The sequence below is a fragment of the Nostoc sp. S13 genome, from assembly GCF_029379315.1.
Taxonomy (GTDB): domain Bacteria; phylum Cyanobacteriota; class Cyanobacteriia; order Cyanobacteriales; family Nostocaceae; genus Nostoc.
On the sequence record NZ_JAQYWQ010000123.1, the window covers coordinates 1 to 19,350 of the forward strand.

The 19,350-nt window shown below is 43.9% G+C and carries 18 protein-coding genes; 7 read left to right on the forward strand and 11 right to left on the reverse strand.

The window, feature by feature from the left end:
* Nucleotides 1-127: 127 nt before the first annotated feature.
* From glyQ to aroF, 7 genes are all read left to right on the forward strand, one after another.
* Nucleotides 128-997, forward strand: coding sequence for a glycine--tRNA ligase subunit alpha (glyQ, locus tag PUQ00_RS27205; RefSeq protein WP_300422496.1), 870 nt, complete (start codon nt 128-130; stop codon nt 995-997).
* Between the two features lie 545 nt (nt 998-1,542).
* The gene (locus PUQ00_RS27210) at nt 1,543-1,716 is read left to right on the forward strand and encodes a hypothetical protein (protein WP_300422497.1); all 174 of its coding nucleotides are present in this window, start codon (nt 1,543-1,545) and stop codon (nt 1,714-1,716) included.
* Nucleotides 1,713-4,067, forward strand: a complete 2,355-nt coding sequence (locus PUQ00_RS27215) for a ComEC/Rec2 family competence protein (protein WP_300422498.1) — start codon at nt 1,713-1,715, stop codon at nt 4,065-4,067. Before PUQ00_RS27210 ends, PUQ00_RS27215 begins: the two co-directional genes overlap by 4 nt.
* Before the next feature lie 219 nt (nt 4,068-4,286).
* Entirely contained in the window at nt 4,287-5,951 is a 1,665-nt protein-coding gene (locus PUQ00_RS27220; RefSeq protein ID WP_300422500.1) for an alpha-amylase family glycosyl hydrolase, read from the forward strand.
* Nucleotides 5,952-6,194: 243 nt separating this feature from the next.
* Complete coding sequence (gene rpsO / locus PUQ00_RS27225) at nt 6,195-6,464, forward strand: 30S ribosomal protein S15 (protein WP_196526018.1); 270 nt, start codon at nt 6,195-6,197, stop codon at nt 6,462-6,464.
* 12 nt (nt 6,465-6,476) lie between these two features.
* Nucleotides 6,477-6,947: a PAM68 family protein gene (locus tag PUQ00_RS27230; RefSeq protein WP_300422501.1), complete on the forward strand. Its 471-nt coding sequence runs from the start codon at nt 6,477-6,479 to the stop codon at nt 6,945-6,947.
* 273 nt (nt 6,948-7,220) lie between these two features.
* On the forward strand, nt 7,221-8,279 hold the full coding sequence (gene aroF, locus PUQ00_RS27235; RefSeq protein ID WP_300422503.1) for a 3-deoxy-7-phosphoheptulonate synthase: 1,059 nt from the start codon (nt 7,221-7,223) through the stop codon (nt 8,277-8,279).
* Nucleotides 8,280-8,703: 424 nt separating this feature from the next.
* Here the strand turns inward: aroF and PUQ00_RS27240 are convergent, their stop codons facing one another.
* The 11 genes from PUQ00_RS27240 to PUQ00_RS27290 form a co-directional block, all read right to left on the reverse strand.
* Nucleotides 8,704-9,969, reverse strand: coding sequence for an HhoA/HhoB/HtrA family serine endopeptidase (locus PUQ00_RS27240; protein ID WP_300422505.1), 1,266 nt, complete (start codon nt 9,967-9,969; stop codon nt 8,704-8,706).
* Between the two features lie 924 nt (nt 9,970-10,893).
* Nucleotides 10,894-11,646 carry a glutathione S-transferase family protein gene (locus PUQ00_RS27245; protein WP_300422506.1) on the reverse strand — a complete coding sequence of 251 codons (753 nt, stop codon included), beginning with the start codon at nt 11,644-11,646 and terminating at the stop codon, nt 10,894-10,896.
* An 86-nt stretch (nt 11,647-11,732) separates the two neighbouring features.
* On the reverse strand, nt 11,733-12,311 hold the full coding sequence (locus PUQ00_RS27250; protein ID WP_300422508.1) for a hypothetical protein: 579 nt from the start codon (nt 12,309-12,311) through the stop codon (nt 11,733-11,735).
* A gap of 231 nt (nt 12,312-12,542) precedes the next feature.
* On the reverse strand, nt 12,543-13,286 hold the full coding sequence (locus PUQ00_RS27255) for a 3-oxoacyl-ACP reductase family protein (protein WP_300422510.1): 744 nt from the start codon (nt 13,284-13,286) through the stop codon (nt 12,543-12,545).
* 738 nt (nt 13,287-14,024) lie between these two features.
* Nucleotides 14,025-14,717 (reverse strand): alternative oxidase, encoded by a 693-nt coding sequence (locus PUQ00_RS27260; RefSeq protein WP_300422512.1) that lies wholly within the window; start codon nt 14,715-14,717, stop codon nt 14,025-14,027.
* Between the two features lie 77 nt (nt 14,718-14,794).
* Nucleotides 14,795-15,241, reverse strand: a complete 447-nt coding sequence (locus PUQ00_RS27265; protein WP_300422514.1) for a DUF1622 domain-containing protein — start codon at nt 15,239-15,241, stop codon at nt 14,795-14,797.
* Between the two features lie 12 nt (nt 15,242-15,253).
* On the reverse strand, nt 15,254-16,072 hold the full coding sequence (locus PUQ00_RS27270; protein ID WP_300422515.1) for an aquaporin: 819 nt from the start codon (nt 16,070-16,072) through the stop codon (nt 15,254-15,256).
* Between the two features lie 130 nt (nt 16,073-16,202).
* Nucleotides 16,203-17,255, reverse strand: a complete 1,053-nt coding sequence (locus PUQ00_RS27275; RefSeq protein WP_300422517.1) for a catalase family protein — start codon at nt 17,253-17,255, stop codon at nt 16,203-16,205.
* Between the two features lie 161 nt (nt 17,256-17,416).
* A complete protein-coding gene (locus PUQ00_RS27280) occupies nt 17,417-17,824 on the reverse strand; it encodes a hypothetical protein (protein WP_300422518.1) in 408 nt (135 codons plus the stop codon).
* An 82-nt stretch (nt 17,825-17,906) separates the two neighbouring features.
* Nucleotides 17,907-18,311: a hypothetical protein gene (locus PUQ00_RS32950; protein WP_334741031.1), complete on the reverse strand. Its 405-nt coding sequence runs from the start codon at nt 18,309-18,311 to the stop codon at nt 17,907-17,909.
* Nucleotides 18,283-19,251 (reverse strand): NAD(P)-dependent oxidoreductase, encoded by a 969-nt coding sequence (locus PUQ00_RS27290; RefSeq protein WP_300422520.1) that lies wholly within the window; start codon nt 19,249-19,251, stop codon nt 18,283-18,285. Before PUQ00_RS27290 ends, PUQ00_RS32950 begins: the two co-directional genes overlap by 29 nt.
* Nucleotides 19,252-19,350: the final 99 nt, after the last annotated feature.

The window sequence follows — 19,350 nt, forward strand, 5'->3', positions numbered from 1 at the left end:
CTTTATCTTGTCAACTATTTTTCCAAATATTATTTGGAACTGTTTTTCAGTCTCCTGAAACTGCCCACAGTGCCGGGTTGTAGGCAACAATGGTTTATGCACTGTGTTGAGTAAGGAAGGGTGAAGCGTGAATTTTCAGTCGGTAATTGGTTTATTACATGAGTTTTGGGGCGATCGCGGTTGTCTTATAGCCCAGCCCTATGACATTGAAAAGGGGGCAGGTACTAAGAATCCCCAGACATTTTTAAGAGCATTGGGACCGGAACCGTGGGCTGTTGCCTACGTTGAACCATGTCGTCGCCCGACGGATGGACGGTACGGCGAAAACCCCAACCGCTTCCAACACTATTATCAGTATCAAGTCTTAATCAAACCGTCGCCAGATAATATCCAGGAGATTTATCTTGATTCGTTAAGGGTTTTAGGTATTCGTCCTGAAGACCACGATATTCGGTTTGTAGAGGATAACTGGGAAGATGCGACGGTGGGAGCTTGGGGCACTGGGTGGGAAGTATGGTTAGATGGGATGGAAGTTACTCAATTTACTTACTTCCAACAGTGTGGGGGAATTGATTGCCGTCCGGTGTCGATTGAGATTACATATGGGCTAGAGCGGCTGACAATGTATCTCCAGCAAGTAGAAGCATTTACAAAGATCCAGTGGACAGACAACATTACTTATGGAGATGTTTTCCTGCAAAGTGAGATTGAGCAGTGTACATATAACTTTCAAGCGTCGAATCCTGATCTGCTACTGACACTATTTAATTTATATGAGCAGGAAGCTACGCAATTGACGGAGCGAGGTTTGGTCTTGCCTAGCTTAGATTATGTAATGAAGTGTTCGCACACGTTCAATCTACTGGATGCTAGAGGTGTAATTTCGGTGACGGAGAGAGCTCGCTATATTGCCAGGATTCGACATTTGGCTAGAAAGGTAGCTTATTTATATGTTGAGCAAAGGCAGAAGTTGGGTTTTCCGTTGCTCAAAGTTTAGAACCAGTCATACAGCCGCGTTTTGGTAAAAGGACTGATCTGTCAAAGGATGCTCTGCATCAAGATACTCCTTACCTGGTTCAGTAAGAAGATGTTTGTAAAGTTGAATTTATTACTCGCCTGGGCGACTAGAAGTCGCGGCTACACGAGACTTTACCTACCTTTACAGGTTAGCAAACTCTTGATTTTGCATTCTCTAAGCTAGACATATCTTGATGATATGGCTATTGCTAAAGGTCAGAAATACCGTTAAATCTTGAGTTTAGAACATTAAGGCTACAAGGACAAAATACGCCTGTGCGGGCTTTGTTTGTATAAACTTGATGGACTATACTTCAATACGCTTGGGTTAAAGCTTAACTCTTTGTGAAAGTCAATTTTTTTAACGTAGATGTGTTCTTCTGCCGCAAAGAACGCATAGACACGAAGTGGCTTGCCGCAGGGTAGGACACAAAGAGAAGAAAGAAATGCTTAACTGAACTGTATTGGACTATACTTCACCACAAGCATAAAAATTTTTCGGCGTTGCTGATTAAAGATATGAAGATGAAAAGTTCACGCAGAGGCGCTCCAGGCGCAGATAATAAGAGTTTGGAATATTTGATTTTTGAATTTCATAGCGAAATTCAGCAACGCCGATTTTTCTCTATTGCTGCCCTAGCTATTTTTAAGTCAGCTGCAATTTCGGGTTGTCAGGTGCTTTTACAAAAAATCTTATGATTCAAACCAGTGGTGTAATTATTTGTCTTGGCTATATTTTCGGGTTGCTGTTTACAGCAGTTCCTTGGGGTGGTGTGTGGATTTTGGTTCTGGGGATAGTGGGAGCAATTCTTTTTAGAAGACGCACCACTTCACGGCAAGTTGCTCAGAAACCAGAAAATGGTGGAAGCAAAAATAAGGCAGTGCCTAATATTTGGCAAACTACTCTCCATCCTCGAATATGGCTAGCTGCTGGCTTAGTGGGATTATTAGCAACTCTGTATTTTCAATGGCGAGTGCCGCAACCAGGTGCAAAAGATATTAGCCAGTTCGTTCCGCCTGGAAATAGCACTAATCAAGAACAACTTGTAATTGTTCGCGGCGAAGTAGCGAGTAATCCCCGCTTGACTCGCAGTCAGCGAGGACAATTTTGGCTGGAAGCGACTCAGCTAGATGAAGTCAAAAATGAAAAAGGTTCAGCAGGTCTCCCAAAAGGGGTTACAGGTAAATTGTATGTGACAGTGCCTATACTTCAAGCTACTGGGTTATATCCTAGTCAACAAATCGCTGTGACTGGGATTTTATACAAACCAAAGGTGGCTTCAAATCCTGGTGGGTTTGACTTTCAGAAGTTTCTCAGGCAAGAAGGAACGTTTGCCGGTCTAATTGGGCGACAAATAATTGTTTTGGATCAGGAACGTAAATGGGGATGGTGGAAAATTCGGGAGCGAATTGTGCGATCCCAAGTTCGTTGGTTGGGTATCCCTGAAGGGCCTCTTGTCAGTGCAATGGTTTTAGGCAGCAAAGCTGTTGATTTACCCTACGATATCCGCGACTTATTTGTACAAGCAGGATTAGCTCATGCTTTAGCAGCTTCCGGGTTCCAAACTTCCTTGATTTTGAGTGTGATATTACAATTAACAAGGCGGGCAAAAAAAGGAACGCAATTTACTATTGGCTTTTTGGCTTTAATTATTTTTCTAAGTTTAACAGGTTTTCAACCTGCGGTTCTCAGAGCCGTAATTATGGGTTTTGCGGCATTAGTTGGTTTGCTATTAAAAAGGAAGGTAAAACAGTTCGGATCATTACTCTTAGCAGCAACTCTGTTATTAGTGTTTAATCCTTTATGGATTTGGGATTTAGGCTTTCAATTGAGTTTTTTAGCAACACTAGGATTAGTCGTAACAGTACCCGCATTAGTCAACCGCCTAGAATGGCTACCACCTGCGATCGCTGCTTTGATTGCCGTTCCCCTGGCTGCCACGATTTGGACTTTACCTGTGCAACTTTTTGTCTTTGGGGTTGTACCATCTTATAGTTTGTTACTGAATGTCGCTAGTACTCCATTAATTTCGATCATTAGTATAGGTGGAATCATCAGTGCGATCGCAGCATTAATTTGGACTCAGGCAGGAAGCTTCCTCGCTGGGGTGTTGCATTACCCTACTGATTGGCTAATTAAACTAGTGGAATTTTTTAGCAAGTTGCCAGGAAATTCTGTTGCTGTAGGCAGCATATCTACTTGGCAGCTTCTGGTGATTTATGTATTGATTATATTGGTTTGGTTAGTGCCTTGGTGGCAGAAGCGGTGGTGGTTTGCTAATGTGATTGCGATTGGTTTAGTATTCATCCCCCTTTGGTATTCTACAAATACATTGTTTAGGATAACGGTATTAGAATCTGGTACGGAACCAATTGTAATTGTTCAAGATAGAGGTACAGTAACTGTAATTAATAGTGGCGATGAAGATACAGGACGTTTCACAATCCTCCCGTTTTTACAACAGCAGGGTGTAAATCAAATCAATTGGGCGATCGCAACTGATTTCCAAGGCAATGAAAGTAATGCTTGGTTGGAATTACTACAACGTTTACCAATCAAAAATTTTTATGAATATTCCCCTAAGCCAGAAAATTCTATTGCGACTCAGGCAATTCAACAAGAATTACAAAACCATCAAGGGATCTACCAAGCTTTGGTAGTTGGTCAAGCGGTGAAGACTAGTTCAGTAGTGGCGCAATTAATCAATGACCAATTACCTATCTTACAATTGCAAATTTTAGATCAGAATTGGCTATTAGTAGGTAATATCAAGTCTAAAGACGTGCAGAAACTAGTTAAAAGTGGGAGTTTGCCTCATCCACAAGTGTTGTGGTGTCCTCCTCAGTCATTAAAAGATTTAGTTATTGCTCTGCAACCACAAGTGGCGATCGCTTCTTCTGCCAACTTTGATCCGAAAGCTTTATCTGAACTGAATAAAAGCCAAACTAAACTATTTTTTACAGGACGAGATGGGGCTATTCAATGGACTCCTAATGGTCAGTTTGAGGCGTTTATTGAAGCAACAGAAAATAAGTCTTCTATTTTATAAAATGCTCACAACCAAGTAAATTTAAAAGTACGATATTTATTTTTAACCAAGTCTATCTAAAGATAGATGTATGGTCATTTGGAAGGAAGTAACCTCTCGAAAGGTTTCAGGAAGGTCGCTTCCCTGAGCAGGTGCTAACCGTATGCTTGGGATAATGTTTGTATTCTCATACGTGGTGACACGGACTACTCACACGAAGATATTTTTATAAAAATGCAAATGGGAAGTTTAATTGAATTTACGTTGTTTGCTCCTCGGAACAAAGGAGCAGCTTTAATTGGGTCTTTTTCTGAGTGGAAAGAAATCCCAATGGTAAAAAGTGAAGATGGTTATTTCTGCACTCAAGTAAAGCTGGAAGACGGCATTTATCAATATAAATTTCGTGTTCAAAGCAAAAGTCAAAATTTCGCACTTGATGAATGGGTAGATGTTATTGATCCTAATGCTACAGATGTTAATGAAACAGAAAAAAGTAGCATGGTACGGATTCAAAATGGGCAACGCATTATTGATACTTACGTTTGGCAATATGACGAAAAAACGTTGCCTGAAAATAGTGAATTAGTTATATATGAAATGCACGTTGCAGATTTTACTGATGCTCAGGTTGGGGTTGACAAACGAGGCAAATATTTAGGGGTAATTGCCAAGTTAGATTATCTGGTTGAATTGGGAGTTAATGCACTTGAATTAATGCCAGTTAATGAGTACCCTGGTAACTATAACTGGGGCTATAAAGTGCGCCACTTCTTTGCTACAGAATCTAGTTACGGTTCAACAGAAGATTTAAAGCGATTAATAGATGAGTGTCATGGTAGAGGCATTCGTGTTTTTATGGATGGAATTTATAACCACACAGATGAAGAATGTCCGTTAATGCTGATTGACCGTAATTATTGGTATTACGAACATATGCATTATCCTGAAGACCCAGATAATTACTGGGGTCCAGAGTTTAACTATGATAATTATGATGAAAAGTTAAATGTTAAGCCTGCATGGAAATACATCGGGGATGTGGTGCAATTTTGGATTAAGGAGTATCACATTGATGGAATTCGCTTTGATGCGGTGCGCCAATTAGCTAACTTTGAATTTCTCGACTGGCTAGCTAAACAAGCAAAAATTCATGCCACACCCAAGCAGTTTTACAACATTGCCGAACACATTCCTGATACAAACACTATAGTCAAGCCAGATGGCCCATTAGATGCTTGTTGGCATGAGAGTTTTCGGTACTTTATAGTTCCATATATTTGTGGAGAAACATTGGAATTAGAAGAATTAAAGCAAATTTTAGATCCCAGACAGCAGGGTTATGCGATCGCTACCAATGTGATAAATTATTTGGCAACCCACGATCGCGAACGTCTATTGCGAGAATTAGGCGATCGCGGTATCTTTGACGCAGACGCATTTAAGCGAGTGAAGTTAGCAGCCGTTCTCTTAATGACAGCGATGGGTATACCGATGCTATGGATGGGAGACGAGTTTGGCGAATACCAGCAAAAAAGCGAAGATGTGACTAAGCCACAGAAGATTAATTGGTCTTTGTTGTCAGGCGAACAGAATCATAATTTATTTGAGTATTATCAAAAACTTATTGCTCTACGCAAGCAGAATCTCGCCTTGCAAAGTGACAATATCGAGTTTTTCTACGAAAATACCGACGATAAAGTCTTAGCTTACACCCGCTCGGATGAGCAAAATTCTCATATCGTTGTGGTGGTAAATTTCTCCGACCAGAATCTAAATGAATATAAAATTTCCAACTTCCCATCTGCTGAATATTGGCAAGATTGGCTCACCAACTGGGAGGTGCAAGTTGGAGAAGATGGTTTAGTCACTGATTTGCCAAGCTATACAGCCAAGGTATTTGTTTAGTAGTAGTAATTTTTCAATAAATCATTGATAACTAGGGATATTACTGAAACAGAGTATAATTGCAATCAACTAAAATCCCTATTAGGGATTGAAACGAAGTATAGTGGCAGTCTAACTTACCAGTTAACTGGTATTAAAAAGTACAACGTATAGCGGCAAAGGTGATTCTACATTCAGCTTGAGGGCTGTGATATTATGGGAGACTGCTACATACATTTAGAAAAACTAGAAACTGAATCGATCATGGCCCTCACGCAACTGCGGAAACAAGAAATAATTTCCAACTACCAAGTTCACGAAACCGACACTGGTTCGTCCGATGTCCAAGTTGCCATGCTAACTGAGCGCATTAACCGCCTCAGCGAACATCTCCAGGCAAATAAAAAAGACCATTCTTCCCGGCGGGGACTGTTGAAGCTAATTGGTCAACGTAAGCGTCTTCTAGCTTACATATCACAGGAAAGCCGGGAAAAGTATCAAGCTTTGATTGCTCGCCTCGGTATTCGTGGATAGGGGCTAACGCTTATGTCTGCTGAAGAATCTGAACGCAGTCGCTTGCCCTTTGAACCAAACAAAAAGCGCCAAAAACCCGCAAAAACTCAAAGTAAACCAGCAGCACAGCCACAAGAATCTGGCAAACAAGCTGATAAAAAAACTCCTTACACCAAAGAAGAAATGACTATTCCCCAAATAGTCAGCCAGAGAATGATCCGACGAGTAGCTGGGTTCTGTGGTGTACCAACAGCTTTGGGCATTACCACCCTGGTTGTCAGCTATATGCTTACTATCTACTCCGACATCCAACTACCTCCCATCGCCGTGTTATTGGTGAACATGGGATTATTTGGTTTAGGAGTCTTAGGAATAACTTATGGCGTTCTCTCTGCCTCTTGGGATGAAGAAAGAGTCGGAAGTTTGCTAGGTTTGGGTGAGTTCAACACCAATTGGGGACGAATGGTGGCAGTTTGGCGCGAAACGCGGCAAAAAAACTCATAATGAACGGCGCTCAGGTATTATGTAACTGCGGTATTCGGTAAATTTTAAAGTGAATGTTGAAGTTGAAATTTTATAACTTCAACATTGCTAATTAAAATTAGATCATCTTTTTGATACGCCATATCCAGTTATTTAGTAGCAAAACTACTGACTGAGCGCTATATTTTGTAAATAAATTTATTTTGTTTTTAACTATTCGTAATTAGTCCAATAGGCAACAATGAAGTTAGCCCATTTACAGAAAAATTTACTCAATTAATCAGGAACTTTCACATGATTATAGTAATGAAAAGTGGTTCCCCAGAGGCGGAAATAAACCGCATTGATGAGGAACTAACTAGCTGGGGGCTAACTCCAGAAAAAATTGTTGGTCAACACAAAGTAGTTATTGGTCTAGTAGGTGAAACCGCCAGCTTAGATCCACTACAAATTCAGGAACTTAGTCCTTGGATTGAGCAGGTGTTACGGGTAGAGCAGCCTTATAAACGAGCCAGCCGCCAGTACCGCCACGGCGAAGCTTCGGAAGTGGTGGTTAATACTCCCAATGGAGCGGTAGTCTTTGGTGAACACCAGCCTTTGGTAGTCGTTGCCGGGCCTTGCTCTGTAGAAAATGAAGAAATGATTGTGGAGACTGCACGGCGCGTCAAGACGGCTGGAGCCACATTTTTGCGCGGAGGGGCATACAAACCTCGGACTTCACCTTACGCCTTCCAAGGACACGGCGAAAGTGCTTTGGATTTGTTGGCAAGAGCGCGGGAAGTCAGCGGACTAGGTATTATTACAGAAGTCATGGATGCGGCTGACCTGGATAAAATTGTCGAAGTTGCTGACGTGATCCAGGTGGGAGCAAGGAATATGCAGAATTTCTCATTGCTCAAAAAAGTGGGAGCGCAGCCAAAACCAGTTCTGTTGAAGCGAGGAATGGCAGCTACTATTGAAGATTGGTTGATGGCAGCCGAGTATATTTTGGCATCTGGCAATCCCAATGTGATCTTGTGTGAACGGGGAATACGCACCTTTGACCGTCAGTATACGCGAAATACGCTGGATTTATCGGTAGTGCCAGTGTTGCGAAAGCTGACTCACCTGCCAATCATGATTGACCCCAGCCACGGCGTAGGTTGGTCTGAGTTTGTGCCTTCAATGGCAATGGCTGCGATCGCAGCTGGCACAGATTCCCTGATGATAGAGGTTCACCCTAACCCTGCCAAAGCTTTATCCGATGGGCCCCAATCTCTGACACCAGACCGTTTTGATAACTTGATGCAAGAATTAGCAGTAATTGGTAAGGCGGTAGGACGCTGGCAGCAACCAGCAGTAGCTCTAGCTTAAAATTCAGTTGCAACTTCTTGCTAGGCATAAATAAATTTTTCATACTTATCGATGATGCACGTAGACCGCATGATTGCCCGTGCTGAATGTATACCCTTGAAGAAGAATACATTCGTCAGAATACATTCGTCAGAATGCAATCAGTGGGGGATTCAGACCCGCCACTACGAAAGTTGACCACAAAACAAGAAAATTTGGTGGGGGTGCAAAAACGCCGTTTATTCATCCACCAGTCGCACAAAATTTATTCTGAATTGTGGCGACTGGCACCTTTATTCTGTTTGACAAATAAAGCCCTCCTGTCATTAGTAGGACGGCTTTATTTTGAGCTTTGTTTGTTTTATTGAATTTGGTCAGAAGCCCCCGATTTTTGAGACTACTGATTTACTACTCAAGAATCCCTCAAAACGGCTCACTATTGCGATTACTGTACTTGTTGTGTGGGGAAAGCACCAGGTTGCACAGCTATGTTAAGATTCTGCCCATTGCGACGTAATTCCATACGTAAGTCGCCCCCGACTTGGCTATTTTCTACTACCTTTTGGACACTGCTGGCATCTGTGACTACTTGACCGTCAAGCTTTTGGATCACATCACCAGCACGTATCCCTGCTTTAGCAGCTGGTGAATTTGGCACAACTTTCACAACTAATACACCTTTATCTTGATCCACGCTCAAACCGCTATTGGGATCTGAGTTGATATTTTGTTTTAGCTGAGGCGTTAACCCCACCATCTGAATTCCCAAATAAGGATGTTCTACCTTACCTGTAGCTATTAGTTGACTGGAAATGCGTTGCGCTGTGTTGATAGGAATAGCAAAGCCTAATCCTTGTGCTCCTTGGATAATGGCTGTATTCATGGCAATTACTTCGCCACGGTAATTTAGTAGAGGCCCGCCGGAGTTACCGGGATTAATCGCTGCGTCGGTTTGAATATACTCTACTCGCTTATCAGGAGCACCAATTTGATTGCTACTACGTCCGGTAGCACTGATGATTCCGGTAGTTACTGTATTATCTAGTCCAAGGGGGTTGCCGATCGCGATCGCCCATTCTCCCGGTTGCAGTTTATCTGAGTTACCCAAGGCTACTAACGGTAGATTGTCTGCCTGAATCTTGACGACAGCAACATCGGTCAAATCATCTTTTCCTAACACCTTTCCTTTAAAGCTACGCCCATCCTTGAGTGTTACTGTTACCGTATCAGCACCATCGACTACGTGGGCGTTGGTGAGAATACGACCATCAGCACTAATAATAAAACCTGAACCAGTACCCCGTTCTACCCGATTCTGTTGTTGTGGTAGTTGAGAGCCAAAGAAGCGTTGGAAAAATGGATCGTTAAATTCATCTGGTATCTGAGTTTTTACGGTTCGGGAAGAGTCAATCCGCACCACAGCTGGCCCTACCTTTTGCACCACCTGGATAACAAAGTTAGGATCTGTACCAGCTGCTAATGGAGGAGCGGCATTTACTCGACTCACTGCCAAATTAGATGCACTTTCAGACACCTGCTGAGAATGTCCAGCCATATAGCCGCCTGCCAATGTCATACCCGATCCCAGTAGCACCAGCGATAGAGAGGCGGCAGCCTTTTTCCAGGGTGCTCGATTATGGTATTTGGCATCAGCAGTGTTGGATAAAATGCTATTTGATGGGTATTCTCCATCGCGAGATTGGTTTTGCATTGCTCTCTGGAAGGATATTTAGATATATTACTAATGTAGATATAATTTGTGACAGTTTTGTTGCAGAGGTATTGCGTTACTGTGAATCCCCAAAACTGATATACCCATCTAGACTCATTTGTTCGAGTGAGAGTGATGCTGGAAATAAGGCAGTTTGACATTTTTGAAAATACTAGGGTAATCAAAAACCTGATATAGCTTTCCAGTCAGAACATCCGTTCGCCTAGCGCGATCAGCCGAAACGCCCCCACTGCGTTGTTTACCGCCGCTGTTCTATTGGCAAACCGTGCCCAAAGTTAAAGATAATTGCACTCAAGCCGATGAAAATATTGAAAGCTGTTATTAACCTTTATTCAGGCATTTTTGCATTTTTTATGCAAATTAGTGTGGTGATAATTTCAGTCAAAACCTTATTTACGTAATTATAGGTGTTATAATACACAGGTATGTACAGATGCTAAAAATATGTCTACTCTTATTAAACCAAATTATCACTGAGCAAATTTCACCTAATGATGCTTGGGGCTGGTTTGCTCACTGTGGTCTATTCATCTGAAAACCGCTGTAATTCACGTTCCTTAGTAGAGTTATAGATATTGCGAGATAATACTTTCGTCAAGAGTTGCTGGCGGAAGTAGTTGGTGAGAAAGAACGAACGAGCGTCAGCGCTGCTGCCGAAGGCAGGACGTTGATAGTTTCATCCAAATTTCTCCTGACAAATTAAATGTTTTGAGCTTCATTCACTTTTATGTTTATTTGCTTACCCTGTTGATAAATTATTTCCTTACATTTGAGTAGAAAAGGATTTTTACCATAATTTTTACCCCGCTAGGTACACCTGTTCAAGCAAATCTAGGCGATCGCCAATTAGCGTCGCAGTAGCAAGATTCTGGTATTAGACTTGTCTTTGATAGATTAATTTAGTCAGGAATGAACGGGAATTGATTGGTTTAAAGACCGTTCGCTGAAAAACTCCTGAGTCATTCGCTCATAGTGATCGCAGAGATTCGCTCGTTGGAGAGCATAGTCAACAATTGGCCTACTATAGGGTGGCTTAATGAAATTACCAATGTAGCCATAGACAGTTGCATCTAAGGTTGTGGCTTGCTCTCCCATAAAAAACAGTTTGTGTGCCAGAAAGTCTGAGAGAGCTTGAAAATCAGCACAGATAATCTGAATGATTTCCTCACTGCTATGACGACCTATTCCATGACCATGCATTTGAGAGAGCACCGTTTTACGAAACTCTTCAGCAAAGGGTTCTGATGATTCTATTGGAGTCTCAGGGAATAGCGCCTGCGCTAACACTGCTCGAAAGTGTTGCCAGTTTTTTTCTATGTTGTAGCGAATGTAGGGTATTCCCCAAAAGGTGTTCTCTTTGATGGTGCGGCGGAACGCTAAAGAAATTGATCGCTCAACGGGAGTCAAACCATCATCCAGATTAATTGCTTCTTTTTGCTTGAGCATCTCGATGATTAAGGCGGCATCACCCACCAGTTTTCCCTGATAGTCAATAAAAGGAACCTTACCCTTGGGAGCTAGCTTAAAATTGTCTGCTGTGATCATGACCATTTTGTAAGGCAGCTTTGCCATGCGAAGCCAGGTTTCAAGCTCCATACAGGCTGGGCTAATACTCGGTAGCCCCCATAGAGAAAGGGCAGTATATAAAGTAATCATTTTAAATCAACCTCTATGATTTTCTTGGGGTTGAAGCAACGCTGATTTTAGCCTTGAATCTTGGAAAACCAGCGTTTTGCCGCAGGCTACTTGACTGGAGTAATTTTCGCCGAGTAGAGATGCCATCTACGCTGCTCTGGAGTGGAGCCAGGAACATCATTGACTCGTCGCAGCACATAGCTGCCACGAAATCGCTGCGGGGTTCCATTGGTGGCGATCGCAGTAACAGTAACCGGAATCTCAATGTAGATTGAGCCTGCACCTGGGTCTGGTCTACCGGGTTTTCCAGCTTCTACAGCAACGGATGTGGTGTTGGCAAAACCCTGCTTGAACTGCTCAAACGATTGCTTGCTAGCAGCGCCATTTCCCTCCCAAGCTGAATAAGCTTGTTTGTAGTCTTGACGGGCGATCGCACTATAATAGTCACGAATGACTTGGACTGCTTGCTGCTCAGGCGGCTTGGTATTAGCGGCCCTTTGTCTAGGAGAGACCGATGCTGGGGTCGGACTGGACGCAATCAGATTTGCAACCGATGGGGTATTCCCAGGTGGCTGCGATTTAACAGAGGCATTATAGCCTGTGATCGCGATCGCAAGCAGGACTCCTCCAACGGCTATACGGTGCTGTTTTAACCAGATATATAAATAAAAGTAAATCTTTGACAAAGATACCTCCTTGGGATTCTGCATACTGGAAATACACCGGATATAGTCATTGACAATTTTAGATGAATATGCTTATTATTCCTCACTTGTAGCGAACTACTGATTTGAGTCAGGAAGCTAAAAATAGCTCTGACTATGGGTTACAGTATACTTGCAGTTAGTGTATCCACTCATTGCTGAGGATACACGGTTTTGAGGGTTGATGTTTGCAATTCGATACACCTGCGGCAGTTAGGCGCTAAATCCTCCATCAATCATTAGGTTTGCACCAGTGATGTAAGCTGCCTCAGAGCCGGCTAGATAAGCGACCATCCCTGCAACCTCCTCAACAGTGCCGTAGCGGGGCAGTGCTAGCTGCTTTTTGAGCATCTCGGCAAACTCACCCTCTGGAGGATTCATATCCGTAGCGATCGGCCCGGGCTGCACGTTATTAATCGTAATTCCACGCGGGCCGAGGTCACGCGCCAGCCCTTGCACAAGCCCTTGCAAAGCAGATTTGCTCATGGCATAAACAGAGCCGCCGACAAATGCCACACGTTCGGCGCTAGTGCTGCCAATGTTGATGATGCGTCCGCCTTCTTGCATATGCTTGACTGCGGCTTGGGTCGCCACAAATACGGCACGCACATTAATGGCAAAGGTGCGATCAAAGTCCGCAAGCGTGATATCATCGATAGGGCCCATCTGCGCTACACCTGCATTATTCACAAGGATATCAATGCCACCCAATTTCTCTACTGTCTGTTCAACAGCAGCCACCACCTCACTAGCTTCAGCGCTGTTGGCTTGGATGTCCAAAGCCTGAACACCGAGCGCCTGGACTGCTTGGGCGATTTCCTTGGCGCGATCGGGCGAGCTGGTATAGGTGAAAGCGACATCAGCGCCTTCAGTTGCCAAACGCTTAACGATGGCGGCCCCGATACCGCGACTTCCTCCAGTGACGAGTGCGCGTTTATTTTTGAGTGTGTAGTTCATATTCGATACCGTCGATTAGAAATTGGATAATTTGCTGTGCGTCTAATGGGTAAAAGCTGCAAATTCTGCAACAACCTAATCTACTCGTCGTGAAAGTCACAATTGATTAGAATACATTTGTGCATTGCTGTTCCTTTTGTAGTTGAGTAATCTAGGAATGCCAACCTGTAAAATGTTACCCAATAGTACCCTCAGATAAATTATAGGGTGTATCAGGCTTTTGGGAGAAGCCGTCAAATTTGTCACCTTCAAAAATGCAATGGCTACCACTGGATCTCGTCGAGCAGCAACGTGTAACTTACTTATATACCAGTTGAGAAAGTGTACCTTTACTTGCTGGTAATAATCTGCTCATGCCCTCGCTGCCAGCAGTCCGCCCATGCTTGCGCCAATCACAATTACTTGTCGAGCGATCGTTTTCATAGTTTGTTCCTCTTGTAGGTCGCAAAGCTGCTAATAAATTTGTCTGTAAAACTAAAGTCAGGAACTTGTACCTTTAATTACGTAGCTTGCTTCTCGCGGAGGAAGTATTAGGAATTAATAATTATCAAATAGAATTCAGGAGTCAGTCGCCAGAATTCACTTGGGTATTTTGTGCGACTGGTGGATGAATAAACGGCGTTTAAGACCCCCACAAAACAAGAAAATTTGGTGGTCTTCAATCAGTGGCGGGTCTGAATCCCCCACTGATTGCATTCTGACTCCTGAATTCTGACGAATGTATTCTTCTTCAATTGGTCAAACTTCTGCTTCGCTCGATAAAACTTTTGTGACTTCAAAAACCGTATGGGGACTTTTGAAGGTTAGCCGCGCTTGTGGTTTCTGGAGTGCCACCATAGTTTTCACATGTTCGCATTCGTCATCACGGATGTTCACAAACACGTCGTATAAATTATCTACCTTGGGACGGCGAAATTCATGACCTGGTGCAGTCTGAACTTCATCAAACATATAGAGATCGCCATCGCGGTAGAAGTTGATTCCAACCTGGGGCGCTTTTTGAGCTTTCAGTTGGGCTTCATTGGTTTGCAAATATTCGTCATAGGTGTGGTAGGCATGACCTTCAATCAGTTCCATCAGATAGTAGGCGTAAGAGGGAAACAACATGTAAATCGGCACAACCACCCAGTAGTAAGCTACAGCAACGTGTTGAGCGATGAAGCGATCAATCCAGAGGCGATCGCCCCCCAGTGATTCCATGATCAACAGATGATGTAATTCGTTCCAGGTTTCAGCAAAGTGAACCTTCAATAAGTCAGCTTTGCGCCAGTAACCCAGCGTCTCGTAAAAATGCAGCACCGATAGATAAGAAAAGTAAGGAACGCGGGCGATGGTTTCCAACATATAAAACCGGGCGTAGGAACGATTTCCGTACACTACATCTACAATGAATACAAAAAAACTGACGATCAATCGAATCAAAACTTTCATGGTGCATTCCTCCAAAATTAGAACACATTACTGATTTACAAATTCCGATATCTGGCTGACTTACTTAGATCACTAATTCATTTCAGTTCTTTACTGACTTTGCCCTCAAGAGAGTGGGCTGTTTCTCGTAATTCTCGTACTTCTCGTTGTAAAAAGAAGTTGAGAAAGGTACGGATACCAGTAATCGCTGCAAGTTTTGCCACTGCATCCCATGAGGGGGAAATAGCTGTGCCGACGATATCGGCAGCTAATAGAAATTCCAGCGCTAAGGCTAACACCACTCCTAGTTCTAAACGGATAGTTTCTTGGAGAACCCGATCGCGTCTCCAGAGATGAAAGATTTTTCGGAGTGTGAGAATGAGTGCTATTGCAACTGTTAAAACTGCAATGCCTTCCAGAAAAACTTTCAAAAACATCGCGAATTCTTGCAATAGTCCTTCTGCCAAAAGTGTGAACTTAGAGGTGTGTTCTACACCAGAGGCAGAGTCTAAGACAATGGCTATCCAAGCAGCATAAACTGACATACCTATCTAGGTTCATCTGTTCGAGTGAGAGTGATGCTGGAAATGAGGCAGTTTGACATTTTTGAAAATACTGGGGTAATTAAAAGCGTGATAAAGTTTTCCAGTCAGAACATCCCGTTCGCCTAGCGCAATCAGCCGAAACGCCCCCACTGCGATCGCAGCACCCATTGGCGGAGCAATCCAATAAATCCACTGATGATGCCAATTTCCACTCACCAGTGCAGGAGCGAAACTCCGTGCCGGATTCAGACTTGTTCCCGAAATTGGAGCTTCTTGCCACACCATCCCGGCAATTAAGAGCCAAATTACCAAAGGTGTCCAGCGCATCAGCCGATGATGACTGACAAAGATAAAAATCGTCAACACCAACAGAAATGTAATCGTGACTTCTGATAAAAATACCACCCACAGCGAATAATTCAACCCAGGCAGCGTCATACCGTTACTAACGCTTCTAGCATAATCTCCCCACAGGGTCACAAGCATTAACACAGCAGCGATCGCTCCGAGAAACTGTCCAATCATAAAGCCAACAAAATCTCGGAGGTGCATTTTGCCGTGTATCCAAAAGGCGAGTGAGACAGAAGGATTGATGTGAGAGCCACTCAGTTTCCCGATCGGAGAAACGGCTACAATCGCTCCACCGCCAGCAAAAATTAGTCCCGTAATCAGTCGCCGAATGCTTGAATCAGGCACAAGCTGTTCTATTGGCAAACCGTGCCCAAAGTTAAAGACGATTGCACTCAAGCCGATGAAAATATTGAAAGCGGCTCCCAGGAATTCTCCAAAGTATTCGCGCCAATGCCAGTGATTCGGAACACTAGAATGCATAGGTTATGATTCTTGTCAAGGGGCTTGCGTTAACGCCAAGCAATTAGCTAGAAAGAGCAATCGTTAGTGTTCTAGATATTGTGAGACACTACTTGCACCAATTGTTGGTGGAAGTAGTTGGCAAGCAAGATTATTCAGGATCGTCTAAAACTGAACTATATGCTTGCGGCTCTTCGACGCGGTAGTGTATGTTACTCCGTCGAGCCTTTACTATCTCTTGATAAACTTTTTTACGAGCTAAATTGACACTACCCAAGGGTGCATGTTCTGGGAGGGTATGCCAAGCCATGAACGATAGGCCCTCATCCAGTCGCTTCCGCTCCTCGAAGTCAAATTTCTGAGCTGGAACTGTGATGGTTGCAAACTTGATAAACGGTGAGTCCTTCTCTTGCCACTCCTGCATTGGATCTTCAATTGGAGTTTTCTCATCGTTGACATAAAGCTGCACCAAGAAGTCAAAGGTTGCATCTTTGCTCTCTGCCGACAGATATTTGACGACTGCCTCACGCAAATAAGTCTCTGAAGTGGGGGGTGAACCGGGAGTATCTTGCTGATGAGGTTTTACAGAAAACTTGATGGACACAGAGCCAAGTTTATAGGGAGTCGTACTCCAATATTGGATCAGCAGCGGATTTGCAACTTGTTTGCTCGTAACCGCTTTGAGAACTTCAAACGTGGGTTCTAGCGATCGCAGCTCTTCTTCATTTGCTTGACCAACGCTTGCTTTCGTCAGGTTGGCAAACCCTTGGGCATCGTGGACAAAAAAGACCGGATGATTAATCATCAAAAAGTCTTGGGTTTCCTGCTCATCATCCAGCACTTTTTCACCCTCTACCTGTAAGAGTTTGATCGCGAGTGCCCGAACATCGGGATCAAGATCCGACTTGAGTTTACCGCGCTTCTCTACTGAGGAAGCATTGGAGAGCCTCATCCAAAGCGGGTAGGTTTTGGACTGGGCAAATATACCCACCTTCAACGATTCAGGAATATTTTCCTCAACTTTGAACTCTCCCCAAACCAAGCCGTGACTTTTAGGATGGTCTTTTCGCAGGTCTGGACCCTTCTGGGCTTGAACGTTAAGATCAATGTCCACGATAGTATCAGTAGCTGCTTCTTGAGCAGCAGTGTCCAAGATGGTATTAGCTACTTTTTGGGTAGCAATGGATAGATTAGATTGGCTCATGGTTCTTTCTCCCTATAGTGCAAGATAGTGTAAGTGTTTCAACGCTGAGAAAATAAGGGTTGCAGATGGATTTTGAGAAACCCTAACTGCTTGTTGATTGCGAGTTTACAGTGCTACTGCCCCCAGTGTTGCGATCTCTAGGAACGATGATGGTTACGAACTCATAAGACCTCCTCTGGTTGCTGGATTGTTTTCAATGCCCAAACGCTAATCCCGCACCCGAATCCATCTACTATTAATATGAGAATGGCTGTAACTTGAAAAAGCAGACCCCAACCTGCAAAGGCAACTTGAGACACATGATCCGAACTAATGACAATGAAATGATTGTATATTCCAAAAAGCAGCGATCCTGCTATTGAACTCAGCAATAGCCAGCTACCAAGGCGGTAAAACTGCGTCCAAAGTAAAACGGCGGCAATGATGGGAGTTAGAAAAATCACAATCCCCACAAATGAACTCTGAAGCAAAGATAGGGCAACTGGGATTTCTATATGTGCTAAACCATGCAGTCCGTTAGCGATCGCATGAAGAACCGCGATCGCTGTTCCATATTGAGCAATCTTCATTTTTCTTCTACCTTGGGGTAAAATCCCCATTACAAAAAGTAATTGCGTTAGCGTAGCGAAGCCTATTGCGAATCGGTATGAGTCAGTTGGCAATTGCTTTGTGTGCTGGCTTAGAAACGCTACCTGCTGCTTTAATTAAATCTGCGGCTTTTTCGCCAATCATAATTGTGGGCGCGTTTGTATGTCCCGTGATTAGCGTTGGCATGACCGATTCAGAGAAGTATCCCCAGTCCACCTTTGTGCCAGGTAGGCTTGTGCAGTCCAACGGAATGTGAATCTCTGGTTTTGTATCTGGATTGCCTGCTTCGAGCAATAACACAGTCGTGTCACGGTCTTTGGTCAGACGGTTAGCAATTACGCAGCCTGCTGACCCAGCATCAATCACAATATAGTCATAGTAAGTCATGATGATTTCTCCTTGTTGATTGTCTGTTGTAGTTTGCTTCTTGCTAAAATTGCTAACTGGCATTGGCATGAGCCACAGCATTTCCAACCAGCCATTCCAAAGGTCGCGGCTGAAAATTCAGTTCGCGTTTTGCCTTGGCGTTTGATGCGCCGCGCATTTGAGTACCGTAGTAAACAGCATCCGCACCACCTATTTTTAGAGCCTCTTGAACTGATATCTGAGGAGGAGGTGGCGCATTCAACCAACCAGCAAAAGCTGAGAGCCACTCGCGCACTTTTAAGGGGCGATCATCCGTAATTAGGTAAATGCCGGGATTACCTCGCTCTGCTGCTGCAACTGTAGCGATCGCTGCATCCTCAACGTGTAACCATGACCATACACCTTCCCCATTCCCCACGATTGGGAATTGTTGCTGTCGTACTTGGTTTGCAACGTCGCCATCAGCAGCAAACCAAGTGCCAGTCCCGTAAAAGAAGCCATAGCGCAAGACAATCCCTTCTAGGTTTGACGTTTGGAGGAGGCGATGCTCGATTTCGGTTACTGTATGTGCATCTGCTGCAACTGCGGGCGAAGCATCCAAGGATATCGGTGTTTCTTCGTTTGCCAATCCCGTACCAGGAACACCCCAGAATGCGATCGACTGCCTCAGATATCGCCGCACGCCTGCCGCTTGCGCTGCTGCCAGCACATTAGCACCCCCTTCTAGACGAATACGATGGTTGAGTGGTGCAGCAGCACTCATCGATTCGCCAGTGTAGGTTTTAGGTAGAGCGGTGAGTTGTTCAATCACCACTTCTGGTTGAGCGCGAACGACAGCCGCTTTGACTGCATCGGCATCAAATACATCTGCGATCGCGAAGCGTAGGCTCTGCATAATCGCAGGTTCCACACCTTGTTCGGCTAAAATTTGCGCGTTTTCTGAAGAACGAGTCAATGCAACTACATCATGACCTTTTGCCAGCAATTGGGCGATTAGCGGACGACCAATCACTCCCGTTGCCCCTGCGACAAAAATCTTCATCTGTGAACCTCCTGTTAAAACCTGTGAAACATTTTTGAAGAAGAATACATTCGTCAGAATCAAGACGCTCTCTACGAGACGCTAAAAGCGAACGCGGAC